The sequence below is a fragment of the Bacillus sp. LQ01 genome, assembly GCF_057624735.1.
Genome location: NZ_JBYEZL010000012.1, coordinates 1 through 15,739 on the forward strand (window position 1 = coordinate 1; position 15,739 = coordinate 15,739).

At 37.0% G+C, this 15,739-nt stretch carries 14 protein-coding genes, 1 tRNA gene and 2 riboswitches; of the genes, 3 read left to right on the forward strand and 12 right to left on the reverse strand.

The genetic code is table 11. The features are described 5' to 3' along the window. Positions 1–302 precede the first annotated feature (302 nt). The 6 genes from ampS to groES all read right to left on the reverse strand — a co-directional run bounded on the left by ampS (position 303) and on the right by groES (position 8,250). Complete coding sequence (ampS, locus tag AC22L0_RS28775; protein ID WP_000719210.1) at positions 303–1,808, reverse strand: aminopeptidase AmpS; 1,506 nt, start codon at positions 1,806–1,808, stop codon at positions 303–305. Further along, positions 1,792–2,493, reverse strand: coding sequence for a response regulator transcription factor (locus AC22L0_RS28780; protein ID WP_087964884.1), 702 nt, complete (start codon positions 2,491–2,493; stop codon positions 1,792–1,794). The genes ampS and AC22L0_RS28780 overlap by 17 nt, the downstream gene beginning before the upstream one ends. A 143-nt stretch (positions 2,494–2,636) precedes the next feature. Then, entirely contained in the window at positions 2,637–3,962 is a 1,326-nt protein-coding gene (locus AC22L0_RS28785; RefSeq protein WP_000833096.1) for an NCS2 family permease, read from the reverse strand. 130 nt (positions 3,963–4,092) lie between these two features. Beyond that, positions 4,093–4,194: riboswitch (purine riboswitch) on the reverse strand. A gap of 153 nt (positions 4,195–4,347) precedes the next feature. Beyond that, complete coding sequence (gene guaA, locus AC22L0_RS28790) at positions 4,348–5,886, reverse strand: glutamine-hydrolyzing GMP synthase (protein WP_000743906.1); 1,539 nt, start codon at positions 5,884–5,886, stop codon at positions 4,348–4,350. A 164-nt stretch (positions 5,887–6,050) separates the two neighbouring features. Then, a riboswitch (purine riboswitch) is annotated at positions 6,051–6,152 on the reverse strand. 140 nt (positions 6,153–6,292) lie between these two features. Further along, positions 6,293–7,927 (reverse strand): chaperonin GroEL, encoded by a 1,635-nt coding sequence (gene groL / locus AC22L0_RS28795; protein WP_001029993.1) that lies wholly within the window; start codon positions 7,925–7,927, stop codon positions 6,293–6,295. A 38-nt stretch (positions 7,928–7,965) separates the two neighbouring features. Next, entirely contained in the window at positions 7,966–8,250 is a 285-nt protein-coding gene (gene groES / locus AC22L0_RS28800) for a co-chaperone GroES (protein ID WP_000917311.1), read from the reverse strand. Positions 8,251–8,628: 378 nt separating this feature from the next. Between groES and AC22L0_RS28805 the strand changes: the two genes are divergently transcribed. After that, positions 8,629–9,378: a CPBP family intramembrane glutamic endopeptidase gene (locus AC22L0_RS28805; RefSeq protein WP_000745326.1), complete on the forward strand. Its 750-nt coding sequence runs from the start codon at positions 8,629–8,631 to the stop codon at positions 9,376–9,378. Continuing rightward, a complete protein-coding gene (locus AC22L0_RS28810) occupies positions 9,375–9,566 on the forward strand; it encodes a YdiK family protein (protein WP_001246200.1) in 192 nt (63 codons plus the stop codon). The genes AC22L0_RS28805 and AC22L0_RS28810 overlap by 4 nt, the downstream gene beginning before the upstream one ends. A gap of 29 nt (positions 9,567–9,595) precedes the next feature. Here the strand turns inward: AC22L0_RS28810 and AC22L0_RS28815 are convergent, their stop codons facing one another. Then, entirely contained in the window at positions 9,596–10,225 is a 630-nt protein-coding gene (locus AC22L0_RS28815; protein ID WP_000372699.1) for a redox-sensing transcriptional repressor Rex, read from the reverse strand. 187 nt (positions 10,226–10,412) lie between these two features. On the opposite strand from AC22L0_RS28815, the gene AC22L0_RS28820 reads away from it, so the two are divergent. Continuing rightward, positions 10,413–12,338, forward strand: a complete 1,926-nt coding sequence (locus AC22L0_RS28820) for an ABC-F family ATP-binding cassette domain-containing protein (protein ID WP_000602145.1) — start codon at positions 10,413–10,415, stop codon at positions 12,336–12,338. 485 nt (positions 12,339–12,823) lie between these two features. Here the strand turns inward: AC22L0_RS28820 and tsaD are convergent, their stop codons facing one another. The 5 genes from tsaD to AC22L0_RS28845 form a co-directional block, all read right to left on the reverse strand. Beyond that, the gene (gene tsaD, locus AC22L0_RS28825) at positions 12,824–13,840 is read right to left on the reverse strand and encodes a tRNA (adenosine(37)-N6)-threonylcarbamoyltransferase complex transferase subunit TsaD (RefSeq protein ID WP_000414585.1); all 1,017 of its coding nucleotides are present in this window, start codon (positions 13,838–13,840) and stop codon (positions 12,824–12,826) included. Next, the gene (rimI, locus tag AC22L0_RS28830; RefSeq protein ID WP_487272561.1) at positions 13,840–14,283 is read right to left on the reverse strand and encodes a ribosomal protein S18-alanine N-acetyltransferase; all 444 of its coding nucleotides are present in this window, start codon (positions 14,281–14,283) and stop codon (positions 13,840–13,842) included. The genes tsaD and rimI overlap by 1 nt, the downstream gene beginning before the upstream one ends. A gap of 13 nt (positions 14,284–14,296) precedes the next feature. Further along, entirely contained in the window at positions 14,297–14,989 is a 693-nt protein-coding gene (tsaB, locus tag AC22L0_RS28835) for a tRNA (adenosine(37)-N6)-threonylcarbamoyltransferase complex dimerization subunit type 1 TsaB (RefSeq protein ID WP_000865753.1), read from the reverse strand. Beyond that, a complete protein-coding gene (gene tsaE, locus AC22L0_RS28840; RefSeq protein WP_000049648.1) occupies positions 14,970–15,443 on the reverse strand; it encodes a tRNA (adenosine(37)-N6)-threonylcarbamoyltransferase complex ATPase subunit type 1 TsaE in 474 nt (157 codons plus the stop codon). The genes tsaB and tsaE overlap by 20 nt, the downstream gene beginning before the upstream one ends. Positions 15,444–15,617: 174 nt before the next feature. Next, positions 15,618–15,693, reverse strand: a tRNA-Asp gene (locus AC22L0_RS28845). Between the last annotated feature and the right edge of the window lie 46 nt (positions 15,694–15,739).

A 15,739-nucleotide genomic window follows, 5' to 3' on the forward strand; every position in this document is an offset into this window, starting at 1 on the left:
TCCAATAAAGTTAGTTTGTCTAGCATCTAAAATAAAAATTGACGTTTCACGTTGTTTGTTTCGTTCAGTTTTCAAAGAACTACTTGGTCGCTCATTTGCGACTTCCTTATGTTAACATCTTCGTTAGTTAATGTCAACTAAGTTTTTTTATTTCATTTGTCGCTTGCGACGTTATTGTCATCGGCGACTTGTTCTATATTACACCTCTAAGCTCTAATCGTCAATATGTTTTTATAAAAAATATAAAAAGGCTTATTTCTTTTAAAATAAGCCTTTTTATCACATATCATTCTATTCATTTATTATTTTTCTATAATTGGTAACGAAACGATAAATTGAATAATACCATCCCTATATTCCGCTCGAATACTACCACCTTGTAACTCAACAATACTTTTCGCAATCGCTAAACCGAGTCCCGACCCTTCCGTTACTCTACTTCGAGATTGATCCTTCTTATAGAAACGTTCAAACAAATTCGCTAACTCTTCTCTCGTAAACTCTTCACTATGATTCGCAATTACAATTTGTATATCCCTACGCTGCCTTTGAAGAGAAACTTTTATATCTGCATCATCTTTACTATACTTAATCGCATTCATTAGTAAATTATCAAATACACGAACCATCTTTTCCGAATCAATCGATGCATAAGCACGTTCCTCAGGAAACTTCTTAACAAACGTAAGTCCATGTTCTTCCGCCTGCGGTACTAACTCTTCTATTAATTGCTCGAGTAGCTCATTCATACAAACTTCCTGTTTTTCTAATACAACTTGTTCATTTGTTAACTTCGTATACTCAAATAAATCTTCTATTAAATTTTTTAACTGCTCCGACTTTGCAAAAGCAATTCTCGTATACTCATCGTGTTGTTCTTTATTTTCATATTTAGAATCTCGAAGTAATCGTAAGTAGCCCATAATAGAAGTCAGCGGTGTGCGTAAATCGTGAGATACATTCGTAATAAGCTCATTCTTTTGCTTCTCTAATTTACGTTCCTTTTCTATATTATTCATAAGCTCTTCTGCCATATTATTAATATTCTCAGTTAAAGCTGCAATCTCATCTTCACCTTTTTTCTCAATGCGGTACGCTAAGTTGCCTCTTTCTATTTCCTTTACACCTTGTGCCATTGCTTCAATCTGCTTCATCTTTCTCTTTGTTATATAGAAGAAAGAGAAAATGAATACAAGAACACCAATTAAAAACGGGAATGGCCCTTCTTTCGTATCATACATTACCTCTCCCTCTGGAATTCCGCTAACAAACATGTACAAATTCTTTCCTTCAATAGTAATAGGTGAAAAAGATATAAACTCTTTTCTTGTACTTTCAAATACATTTCTACCATCTGTATAATTAATCGCAAATGATGCTGCATTACGAATCGTATTATGCAAATCGATTTGCTCTTCTTGCGCTTGCTTTGTTTTATATAAAACTTTACCACTTTCATCAGTAACCAATATCTTTAAAGCTCTAGACCCTTGCTCTAAATTTTGGTTCTCCATTTCGATCATATTTGATATAGCTTCTAATTTATTTTCATGAACCGAACTATTTGCCGCTCCTTGAGCTTGGTGATTAATTTGTTCCATACCAGCCCGATAATCGATAGTTGCTTGACGATTCGCATTCTCAAAAAATGGCGCAGCTCCCTTCGCTGACAAAACTCCTAATAACGCACAAGCAGCAAAAGTAGTAATCAATTGAATCCTTATACTCTTTCGTACGCTCTTTACTAATTTCTCAATTAATTCTCTTATTTTCCTTATATAAGTAAACGGATTAAATATCTTTTTCAATCTTATACCCCACTCCCCATACTGTTTTTATATATCTAGGTTCCCTTGGATTCTCCTCAATCTTTTCACGCACTTTCCGAATGTGCACCATTACAGTATTATCAGACTGGAAAGATCGTTCGTTCCACACCTTTTCATAAATTTGCTCCGCACTAAACACCATACCTGGATTTCTAGCTAGCAATTCTAAAATTGAAAATTCCCTCGGAGTTAGTTTCACTTCTTCTCCCTCTACAACAACTTTATGGGTCGAGATGTTGATTTTCATCTCCCCAATTTCTAACTCGTCCTCATTTTGGACAGCGAAACCATTCATTTTCATATAACGGCGTAACTGAGATTTAATTCGTGCAATTAACTCTAATGGATTAAAGGGCTTCGTTACGTAATCATCTGCCCCTGTTGTTAATCCTAAAATCTTATCCATATCTTGCGTTTTGGCAGAAAGCATAATAATAGGCATTTCTTTCGCTTCCCTTACCTTCATACACATATGAATACCATCCACTTTCGGCATCATAATATCTAATACGACTAGATGTATTTCATTTTCTTCCAATAGACGTAATCCTTCTTCTCCGTCTCCTGCTTGTAATACTTTATATCCTTCATTCTTTAAATAGATTGTAATTAAATTCCGAATTTCTTTTTCATCATCTACGACAAGTATTGTTTCGTGTGCCACAATATCTCCCCCATCACTTTTTTAATCCCTAACTTCTATTATAGGAAAACTTCTGAAGAAAAACGCTCGGAAATCCTTAAGATTTTCTGAAGACGCAAAAAGGTCTAGACTCCCCTTAAGTCTAGACCTTTAAAAAACCCCTTTTATTTACGAACGTAGATGAAATATAGCACGAATAAAACTCCCATAACATACATAATCGGATGAACCTCTTTACGACGACCACTCACAACCATTGTAATTGGATAGAAGATAAATCCAATGGCAATCCCAGTTGCGATACTATACGTAAGTGGCATAGAGATAATTGTAAAGAATGCTGGTACTGCAATCTCGAATTTCTTCCAATCAATTTCCCCTAAGGAAGAAACCATCAAGATTCCTACAATAATTAAAGCCGGTGCCGTTACAGCTGGCGTTACAACACTTAATAATGGCGAAAAGAATAGTGCCAGTAAGAAGAATCCTGCTGTTACAACTGCTGTAAATCCAGAACGTCCTCCCGCTGCTACCCCTGCAGACGATTCAATGTAAGACGTTGTTGTTGATGTACCCAAGATCGCACCAATTACAGTTGCAATCGCATCTGCAAATAACGCTTTTCCTGCACGTGGTAATTTATTGTTCTTCATTAATCCTGCTTGATTCGCAACCGCTACAAGCGTACCTGCTGTATCAAAGAAATCTATAAAGAAGAACGTTATAATAACAATCCCCATTTGAACTGTGAAAATATCGCCGAAGTGCGTTAACGCCACACCGAACGTTGGTTCTAGACTCGGTATTGCTCCCACTACAGCTTTCGGAGTATCAATTAATCCTGTTGCAACTCCTAAGATCGCTGTAAGAATCATACCGTAGAATACTGCACCATTAACTTTCTTAATCATGAAGATGATCGTAGTAACAACCCCGAAGATTGCTAGTAACGTTGTGCCCTTTGTTAAGTCCCCCAACCCAACAAGAACCGCATCGTTTTTCACGATAATTCCGGCATTTTGGAATCCAAGGAAAGCAATGAATAATCCAATACCTGCTGCTACTGCAAACTTTAACTCCGATGGAATTGCATTAATGATTTTTTCACGAATACCTGAAGCAGTAAGAATAATAAAGATAATACCTGACATTAATGTTCCGGCAATGGCCGTTTGCCACGGAATACCCATCGTTAAGACTGCTGTATAAGCAAAGAACGCGTTAATCCCCATACCTGGCGCTAAAGCAATTGGATACTTCGCGAAAATACCCATAATTAACGAACCGATCGCTGCCGCTAATGCCGTAGCAACGAATACTGCACCTGGATCCATCCCTGTACCTGCTGGTAACCCTTTAACATTTCCAAGCGACAGCGTAGCAGGATTGACAAATAGTACGTAAGCCATAGATAGAAATGTCGTTAACCCTGCTATGAACTCAGTCTTATAATTCGTACCGAGCTCATCAAACTGAAAATAGCGTTTCATCCTATGTTTCCCCCGTTATATGATTACTCGCCGTATTTCACCCTAGCCCTCTTTTATCCCGAGAAATAAAAAAGGCTTCCATTGCATATATACATGGAAGCGTTCTATAAACAAAGACAAGTTTCCCCTCATCTTTATACAAACGCCTCGTAGTCAAGCCATTTACGGTAGCTAGGTAGAAACTTTCGGGCCATATCCCCGATATTATACGACGGCTATAATATTCACTTTTCGTTTGAATTACATAATCATATTAACTCGACGAAGTAGTTTTGTCAATTTAAAAACGAACATTTTCATAAACTTTTATAGTTTCGTTCGTATTAATGCCAAAATAAAAAAGATCCATCTATGCATAAGCAATAGATGGACCTTTTTATAAATACTATTCCCACTCAATAGTTGCTGGTGGCTTACTCGTTACATCATACACGATACGGTTAACGTGTTTTACTTCGTTTACGATACGTACAGAGATTTTCTCTAATACGTCCCAAGGGATACGTGCCCAGTCAGCTGTCATACCGTCGATAGATGTTACTGCACGGATACCTACTGTGTAATCGTAAGTACGCTCGTCACCCATAACACCTACGCTACGCATACCAGGAAGTGCAGTGAAGTATTGCCAGATTTCACGGTCTAAGCCCGCTTTAATAATTTCTTCACGTAAAATCGCATCAGATTCACGAACGATTTCTAATTTCTCTTCTGTAATTTCACCTAATACACGAATACCAAGACCCGGTCCTGGGAATGGTTGACGCCATACGATTTCATCAGGAATTCCTAGTTCAGATCCTAATACACGTACTTCGTCTTTAAATAACGTGTTTAAAGGCTCAATTAATTTGAACTGCATGTCTTCTGGAAGTCCACCAACGTTGTGGTGAGATTTAATTGTTTGTGCAGTTGCTGTACCACTTTCAACGATGTCTGTGTAAAGTGTACCTTGTGCTAAAAAGTCCATACCTTGTAATTTAGACGCTTCATCATCAAATACGTAAATGAATTCGTTACCGATGATTTTACGTTTTTGTTCTGGATCTTCTACACCTTTCAACTTGTTCATGAAGCGTTCTTTTGCATCCACTTTAATAACGTTCATGTGGAAGCCTTCGCTAAATGTTTTCATAACGCCTTCTGCTTCGCCTTTACGCAGTAAGCCGTGGTCAACGAAAATACAAGTTAATTGATCGCCGATTGCTTTATGAATTAATACTGCTACAACAGAAGAGTCTACACCGCCACTAAGTGCGCATAGTACTTTTTTGTCTCCAACAGTTTCACGAATTTTTTCTAATTCTACTTCGATAAAGTTCTCCATGTTCCATCCTTCAGAACAACCACATACGCCGAATACGAAGTTTTTAATTAAATCGTTACCGTGCTCAGAGTGACGTACTTCTGGGTGGAATTGTACACCGTATAAGTTTTTCGCTTCATTGCTCATACCAGCAATTGGGCAAGACTCACTTGTTGCGTCTACTACGAATCCTTCAGGTAAACCAGTTACTAAGTCACCATGGCTCATCCATACAACTTGCTCTTCTGGAAGGTTCGCATATAATTTTGATTCGTTCTCTACTTTAAGAACAGCCTTTCCGTACTCACGGTGATTTGCACGCTCTACTTTACCACCGAAGTGTTGCGTCATAAGCTGCATACCGTAACAAATACCGAAGATTGGTAAACCTAGTTCAAAGATTTTTTCATCACAATGTAATGCACCTTCACCGTATACGCTATTTGGTCCACCAGAGAAAATAATCCCTTTTGGATTCATTGCTTTAATTTCTTCTGCAGTAATTGTATGTGGATGAAGTTCACTGTATACACCGAACTCACGAATTCGACGTGCTATTAACTGATTGTATTGACTTCCAAAATCTAAAACGATAATTGTATCGTGTTGTTTCTTCAAAATAATCACCCCAACGTTAGTTCTCGTATATAAATATTTTCACCAATTTGGCGAAAAGCATTACCAATATAATAAAAAAAGCCAGTCCTCCGCCTCTAGTCTCATAACAAAGAAAAGGCAGGGGTCTGGCTTTATAAAGAAAGATAGTCTCCGCTCTTTATAAATATAAGACACACTGCCTTCATAGTCAGGTTGTTTGCGGTAACCCGGTAGAGACTCTCAAACCATATCATTGAGGATATATGAAGGATCGTTTTATATTATCTTCCTAGATTCTAACAATGAAATATCAATATGGTCAAGAGAGAAAGCGACAAAATTCTACAGAAATTCATTTCCTTTTCTAAAAAACATAAAAAAACATCCATTTCTATATAGAAATGGATGTTTTTTAGGGCAAACGGAATTACATCATTCCGCCCATACCGCCCATGCCCATGCCGCCCATGTCAGGCATTGCTGGTGCATTTGGTTCTGGCTTGTCAGCTACTACAGCTTCAGTTGTTAAGAACATAGCTGCAACAGATGCTGCGTTTTGAAGTGCAGAACGAGTTACTTTAGCTGGATCTACGATACCAGACTCAAGCATGTTAACCCATTCGCCAGTAGCTGCGTTGAAACCAACGCCTACTTTTTCGCCTTTTAGACGCTCTACAACTACAGATCCTTCTAGACCAGCGTTGATTGCGATTTGACGAACTGGCTCTTCTAGTGCGCGAAGTACGATGTTGATACCTGTTGCTTCGTCGCCTTCAGCTACGATAGAAGCTACTTTTGTGTATACGTTCATAAGTGAAGTACCACCACCTGCAACGATACCTTCTTCTACTGCTGCACGAGTTGAGTTAAGTGCATCTTCAATACGAAGTTTGCGTTCTTTTAACTCAGTTTCAGTTGCTGCACCTACTTTAATTACCGCTACGCCACCTGCAAGTTTTGCAAGACGCTCTTGTAATTTTTCACGATCGAATTCAGAAGTTGTTTCTTCTAATTGCGCACGGATTTGACCGATGCGAGCTTCGATTTGTTCTGTGCTTCCTACACCTTCAACTACAGTTGTGTTTTCTTTTGTAACAACAACTTTACCAGCGCGTCCTAAAGATTCAACTGTAGCAGATTTTAAGTCACGACCTAATTCTTCAGTGATTACTTCGCCACCTGTTAAGATTGCGATATCTTCTAGCATTGCTTTACGACGGTCACCAAATCCAGGAGCTTTAACAGCTACTACATTGAATGTACCACGAAGTTTGTTCACTACTAATGTAGCTAACGCTTCGCCTTCTACATCTTCAGCAATGATAAGAAGTGGTTTACCTTGTTGTACCACTTGCTCTAATACTGGTAAGATTTCTTGAATGTTAGAAATCTTTTTGTCAGTGATTAAGATGTATGGGTTATCAAGAACTGCTTCCATTTTGTCAGAATCAGTAATCATGTAAGGAGATGCATATCCACGATCAAATTGCATACCTTCTACTACGTCTAATTCTGTTGTGAAGCCTTTAGATTCTTCTAAAGTAATAACGCCGTCGTTACCAACGCGCTCCATTGCTTCAGCGATTAATTGACCTACTTCTTCGTCAGCTGCAGAAATAGCAGCTACTTGTGCGATAGAAGATTTACCTTCGATTGGTTTAGAAATCGTTTTTAATTCTTCGATTGCAGCAGTAACAGCTTTTTCGATACCTTTACGAAGACCCATTGGGTTAGCACCAGCTGTTACGTTTTTAAGACCTTCACGAATCATAGCTTGCGCTAATACAGTTGCAGTTGTTGTTCCGTCACCAGCTACGTCATTTGTTTTGCTAGCAACTTCTGCTACTAATTTCGCACCCATGTTTTCGAATGCATCTTCTAATTCGATTTCTTTTGCGATTGTTACACCATCATTTGTAATAAGTGGTGAACCAAATTTTTTCTCAAGTACAACGTTACGACCTTTTGGTCCAAGCGTAACTTTTACTGCGTTTGCAAGAGTGTCGACACCGCGAAGCATCGAACGACGTGCTTCTTCACTAAATTTAATATCTTTTGCCATAATAATTGACCCCCTTGGATTTTTTAAGATTTATATAATTAACCGATAACTGCTAAAATGTCACTTTCACGTAAAATCAAGTAGTCTGTACCTTCATATTTCACTTCAGTACCTGCATATTTTGAGAAGATGATAAGATCACCTGCTGCTACCTCTAAAGCAACACGCTCACCATTCTCAAGCACTCGACCAGTACCTACTGCAACAACTTTACCCTCTTGTGGTTTTTCTTTTGCAGTATCTGGTAATACGATACCACTTGCTGTTTTTTCTTCTGCTTGAACAAGCTCAATTACAACGCGATCACCTAATGGCTTTAGCATGAACAATAACCTCCTCATTTTGTTATGTAAATTTCTTTTATTAGCACTCAAGTCATCCGAGTGCTAACACACTTATAATAATAAATAATCTCAATTTCTTTTGCAAGTAAAAAAATCATAATTTTTTCGCAAATCACTATATAGAATACTGCCTTTACTATATGAATCGTTGTTTCCACTGCTCGTATGTTACAATATGAAAGGACACCCTAAGTTGTTTTCGCTACACACACAACTTTCTCCTGTCTTCTATTATAATTTCAAATAAGGATTTACGAAAAAAACATAATTCAAGTGAGGTTTATATCGTAGGTAGCATATTTACATGTTATCCTAACTTATCTCATACACTATAGTTAGAAAGGATGGTTAAACCATTTGAAGAAACAATACTGGTGGATTATCGTTACATACATTTTAATGCAGTTATCTGGCGTTGTTGGATTGCCACTTCTCCTAAAAACAGGACTCTATGATAATAGAGGATTTACCATTGAGGAAAAAGGACAAATCATAACGGGACACTGGGCAATTATTAGCTTCTTTGTTGCATTATGTATCGTACTTTGGTTACTTAGAACAGATATTCGTGACAGGCATTTAGATCCAAAGCGCTCTTCTGCTCCAGCTACTATTGGATGGATTTTCATCGGGTTCTTCTTGGCTTTCTTTTCACAAATAGTTGCCGGTATGATCGAGATGCAGCTGCTAGGAATTAAACAAGGTTCAGAAAATACAATGAAACTGATGGAGATTGCAAGAACGACCCCTTGGTTCCTTATTGTTGTATCTATAATTGGACCTATCTTAGAAGAAATCGTATTTAGAAAAATTTTATTTGGTGCACTTTATAAGAAGTTTAACTTCTTTATCGCAGCTATCATTAGTTCGCTTGTATTCGCAGCAATTCATTTTGATTTTACTCATTTATTGGTATACACTGCTATGGGGCTCGTATTCGCCTTCTTATATGTGAAGACGAAACGGATTATCGTTCCGATTGCAGCTCATGTTGCGATGAATACATTGGTCGCTATTGGGCAAATTTTTATGAGCAATGAACAAATTCAAGAAATGATTAAAGAAGCTGAAAAAATGCAAGGCTTTATCGGAGGATTTTTTGTATGAGAAACTCACCATTGTTCATGGCTGCACTATACTTCCTTCTTGGATGTATCTTTACACGCTTCGCCATTACGAACGTGACAGATACAATCTGGAATATGTGGACAATACTATTTGCAGTTATGGCAACAATTGATTTTAATTTGGCACTTCGCCTTATATTAATTAAATTCACAAAGAAGAAACAATAATAAAACGCAGAGGTCGCTTCCTCTGCGTTTTATTGTGGATAGTTTTTCAAAAAGTAAACTAATGTTTGTAACTCTACAGCTAAGTCAATATGATGAATTCTAATATTCTCTGATACGTTTAATCGCGCTGGTGTGAAATTCAAAATACCGTGCACGCTCGTTTCAGCTAATCTATCTGCTACAGCTTGTGCTACTGTAGCCGGTACTGTTAATATTGCCACTTGTATATCATTTGATAATCTCTCTTCTAATTCATCTAAATGATATACAGGAATGCCCCCGATTTCTGTTCCAACTTTCTCTTCACTAACATCAAATGCCATTTCAATTTTTGTATTATTGTTTTTCGTGAAATTATAATGTAAGAAAGCGGTCCCTAAATTACCTACTCCAATAAGTGCTACACGTGTTATATCATCTTGATCAAGTGTTTCGCGGAAAAATGATAATAAATAATTTACGTTATATCCATATCCCTTTTTCCCTAACGCTCCAAAATACGAAAAATCTCTTCGTATTGTTGCGGAATCTACTTTTACTGCCTCACTCAATTCGGCCGATGAAACACGCTGCTTACCAGAAAGAGATAAGTTTTGGATAAATCGATAGTATAGAGGCAATCTTTTAGCAGTGGCTTGTGGAATCTTTTGCTGATCCATATGACCTCTCCTCTCTTCCTATCTTTATTCATATACTTTAATCAAATACAGAAGTTTAGCACTCATTAAATTCCTTGTATAATAAAGAGAAGAAGTATTCTCTCTTTATTTTAAACTATACACTATTTTTAGTATGATTGAGAAATATAAACATGGCAAAGTTAAGAAATTATTTGAGGTGAAAACATTGATTTTATTACAAGTAAACGCGCTTTCGAAATTATACGGTGCAGAAACGATTCTTGCAAACATAAAATTGGAAGTACAAACAAAAGATCGTATCGCATTAGTTGGAAGGAATGGAGCAGGCAAATCTACATTATTAAAAATTATCGCTGGTGAATTATCTCATGATGGTGGCGAAATTATAAAACCGAAAGATGTCTCAATCGGATATTTAGCTCAAAATACTGGACTAGAAACGTCTTTAACAATTTGGGATGAAATGCTAACCGTCTTTACCCACTTACAGCAAATGGAGACAAAACTTCGAAGACTTGAGCAAGAAATGGGAAAAGAAGAAAACTTTTCAAACGAAGCTACATATGAAAGATTGTTAGCTGATTATGACCAATTGCAACTCAATTATAAAGATCAAGGTGGATATCAATATGAAGCGGATATTCGCTCCATTTTAAGCGGCCTTGGCTTCCCAGTTGAAACGCACCAGACGACGATCTCTACTTTAAGCGGCGGGCAAAAAACAAGATTAGCTCTCGGGAAATTATTATTAACAAAACCAGACTTACTTATTTTGGATGAGCCTACAAACCATTTAGACATCGAAACATTAACGTGGCTTGAGCAATATTTACAAGGTTATCCTGGCGCAATATTAATCGTTTCACATGACCGTTATTTCTTAGACAAACTCGTTACACAAGTATATGAAATTTCAAATAAAGAAAGCAGACGATTTGTTGGTAACTACAGTAAATATTTAGACTTAAAATCAGCATTATATGAGCAAGAAATGAAACGTTACGAAAAACAACAAGATGAAATCGCAAAACTTGAGGACTTCGTTCAAAAGAATATAGCTCGCGCTTCTACAACGAAACGTGCTCAAAGTCGTCGTAAACAACTAGACAGAATGGAATTATTAACGAGACCATTAGGGGATTCTAAGTCAGCATCATTCCACTTCGATATTGAAAAGCAAAGTGGAAATGATGTTTTACAAGTAAATGATGCAACCATTGGCTATGATGAGAACCCTATAATTGAACATGTAACTATGCGCTTAACTCGCGGAGATAGTGTTGCTTTAGTTGGTCCAAACGGAATTGGGAAATCCACATTGTTAAAGTCTATTGTGAATAAGTTACCACTATTAAATGGTGATGTTTCTTTCGGATCAAATGTATCTGTTGGTTATTATGATCAAGAACAAGCAAACTTAACATCTTCTAAACGGGTTTTAAATGAACTATGGGATGAATATCCACTGCAACCTGAAAAAGAAATCCGTACTATACTCGGGAATTTTTTATTCACAGGAGATGATGTACTGAAACCAGTATCTTCCCTTAGTGGTGGACAAAAAGCTCGATTAGCTCTTGCAAAACTTATGATGCAAAAGTCAAATTTATTAATTCTAGATGAGCCTACGAACCACCTTGATTTAAATAGTAAAGAAATTTTGGAGAATGCTTTAATTGATTATCCAGGGACTCTTCTATTCGTCTCACATGACCGCTACTTTATTAACCGTGTAACAACGACTGTGGTTGAGTTATCAACAGAAGGTGCACAGGAATATTTAGGGGATTACGATTACTACGTTGAAAAGAAAAATGAAATGATTGAACGTGCAGAACTTGAACAGCAAGAAAGTGACATTCCTGTTCAAAAGGTGGTTGCACAAGAGAAATTAAATTATTTAGAAGAAAAAGAGCGTAAAAAACTAGAGCGTCAACGCACTAGAAAAATTGAAGAGCTAGAACAAAGTATATTGGAATTAGAAGAAGAAATTGCTACGTTAGAAGATCAACTTTGCTTACCAGAAATATATGCAGATTATGAAAAAGCTAGTGAAATTACAACTAAAAAGCAAACGCTACAAGAACAACTTGAAACTTGCATGGCAGAATGGGAAGAGCTGCATGTATAAGCATATTTAAATAAGGAAGATGTCTCATAAGTCAGGATTTTTGACTATGCGACATCTTTTTTTCTTTTAATACAGAAACAATTTTTTGAGTATATCAATCGTAACTTAGAATATACCAACGATTTTTCAAATATATCTATTGTAACCCTATATATATTAACAATTCGACACGAAATATCGATTTAACGACAAAGATTGACAATATTAGCATCTTCTATAATAGGGGGATGTTTCAAAATGTTTTTCGGGGATATCTTCTTACTTTTTATTTCCCGAAAAAGAACAAATTCAAAGGTCTGACATCATCCTATTTATCCACAAGTTTATACACATATCCACCTTTATAAAATAAACCTTAAAATAACTTTTCCACATTATCCACAATCAACAAAAAAGTTATCAACATTTTATATACACAATAAAACCCACATTATCAACAGACAATATGGGTTTTATCCACAACCTGTGGTTAATTATGTGCATAACTATGCTTCAATATCTAATCCTGGATTTGCATTTAAGGCTAATGTTGCACGCTTACCTTGTTCATAAGCAATTGTCCCTGCCGCTGCAATCATCGCTGCATTATCTGTGCATAAAGATAGCGGCGGAATAATTAATTCAATGTTTTCTTTTTGTGCAAATTCCTCTTCTAATCGCGCACGAAGTCCTTTATTAGCAGCTACTCCACCAGCAAGAAGTAATTGCTTTACATTATAAGCTTCTGCTGCACGAGCTGCTTTCGTTACAAGTACATCTATTACACTTTCTTGGAAACTTGCCGCTAAATCTTCTGGCGCAATTTCTATACCGCGTTGTTTTGCGTTATGCACAGTGTTGATAACTGCTGATTTCAATCCACTAAAGCTAAAATCATATGAATCCGGTTCTAGCCATGCACGAGGCAAATCAATTGTCGGTTCTCCTTCATGTGCAAGGCGATCAATATGAGGACCACCTGGATATGGCATAGATAACGTACGAGCTACTTTATCATATGCTTCTCCAGCTGCATCGTCTCGTGTTTCACCAATTACTTCGAATGAACCATGTTCTTTCATATAAACAAGTTCTGTATGCCCACCAGATACAACAAGTGATAATAACGGGAATTGAACTTCTTTTACTAAACGGTTCGCATAAATATGACCAGCAATATGATGAACACCGACTAACGGAATATCATGTGCAAACGCTACTGCCTTCGCTGCATTTACTCCAATTAGAAGTGCTCCTACTAAACCGGGACCTTCTGTTACAGCAATTGCATCAATATCATCAAATGTGATGTTTGCTTCCTTTAAAGCTTCTTCTAACACAACTGTAATTTCTTCTACATGATGACGGGATGCAATCTCTGGTACAACGCCGCCAAAACGTTTATGACTTTCAATTTGTGATGCAACGACATTCGCAATAATTTCCGTTCCATTTTTAACAACTGCTACTGCTGTTTCATCACAACTTGTTTCAATACCAAGTATAATCGTATTTTTTTCCATTATATATTCACCCACATTACGAGACCATCTTCCTGATTGTCTGCATAGTATCGTTTACGAATCCCACCATTTTGAAATCCGTATTTTCTGTATAACTGCTTTGCTACTTCATTTGATACACGTACTTCAAGTGTCATTGTTTTTACCCCTAGTTCTTTCGCTTCAGAAATAACTGCTTTCAATAGGGCATCTCCTAACTTTCGACCTCGGTATTCTGGCAAAATAGCTATATTTGTTATATGTGATTCATCAATAACTATCCACAATCCACAATACCCGACTACACGACCATCTTTTTCTAACACAATATAATGTGCATGTTCATTCATCGTTAATTCACGGTGAAAGGCATCTGCAGTCCAAGGAGTTGAAAAAGACGCTTCTTCAATAGCTACAATTTGAGCAATATCATCAAGCTCCATCTTTCTAAATATCATATCCATCTTCTGCAAGCTCCTACTTGTTTTGACTTTCTAACCACTTTGTTTCAGCTTCAGCTAAACGAAGATAGCTTGGAACAAACGTATGCACATCTTGTTCTTCTTTTTGTAATCCTAAGAATGCTAGCTCGCTTGGTCTTGGGTTATTTTTAGTAAATGGAGCGAATACAGCTTGATCACCTAAATGTTCTATAATTGTTTCTTTATGCAATTTAACATCGTTACCGATAAATAAAACAGGCTGTCCTTTATCTTTTAACATTTGCAACCAGTCTACAATAAGAATAATTCGGTCTTCTTCTATTGAAGTTAACTGCTCTCCTTCATATGTATATAACCCAGTATAAATTTGCCCACGTCTTCCATCAAATAAAGGACAAATTAACCCGTTAAAGTTAGCACCGTTTGCAGCTACTACCTCTAAACTTGATACACCTACAATTGGTATTTGAAGTGACCAAGCTAATGTTTTCGCCGCTGTCACGCCTATGCGAACACCTGTATAGGATCCAGGTCCAGCAGCTACAACGATTTTAGTTAATTCCTTCGGTTTTACGCCACACTCTTTTAACAGTTTCTCTACAGCTGGCATAAGACGTACAGAATGGTTTTTTGTTAAATTTGTAATGATTTCCCCAATTACGTTTCCTTCCTCAATAAGGGATACACCCATTACGTAATTTGAAGTATCAATTGCTAGTACTTTCATCTTGTAATAGCTCCTCACATAATCTAATATAGCGATCTCCAATTGGCTCGAGTATAATTTTTCTTGTGTCATCTCCAGCATGGAATAAACTAATTTGTAACTTTTCATTTGGTAAATATGCCTCTATTAAATGAGCCCATTCTACTACCGTAATTCCTTCACCGTAGAAATATTCATCAAAGCCTAAGTCCTCTTCACTTTCTGCTAAGCGATACACGTCCATATGATATAGCGGTAATCTTCCTTTATATTCTTTGATGATATTAAAGGTAGGACTATTTACAACTCTTTTCACTCCAAGACCTTTTGCTAGTCCCTTTGTAAAAGTCGTCTTACCAGCTCCAAGATCTCCTTCTAAAATAATTACGTCTTGTGCCTCTACGAGCTTACCTAGTTTTTCTGATAACCTTTGTGTTTCCTCAGAAGATTTTGTTGTTACTTCATATTTACTCACAGACTTCACCTACTTTACTCACAATGTTCTCTGCTCTTTATTATACAGGTTTTGAATATATAAAAAAGTCCTTAGGAGTTGTCCTAAGGATAGTTTGACTGTCTTTATTAGTTTTTTGTTAAAACAAATAAAAAAATACGAAACAACTTGTTTCGTTCTTTTCTTTATATGAAATGGCGGTCCCGACCGGGGTCGAACCGGCGATCTCCTGCGTGACAGGCAGGCATGTTAACCACTACACCACGGGACCATTTGGTTGCGGGGACAGGATTTGAACCTGCGACCTTCGGGTTATG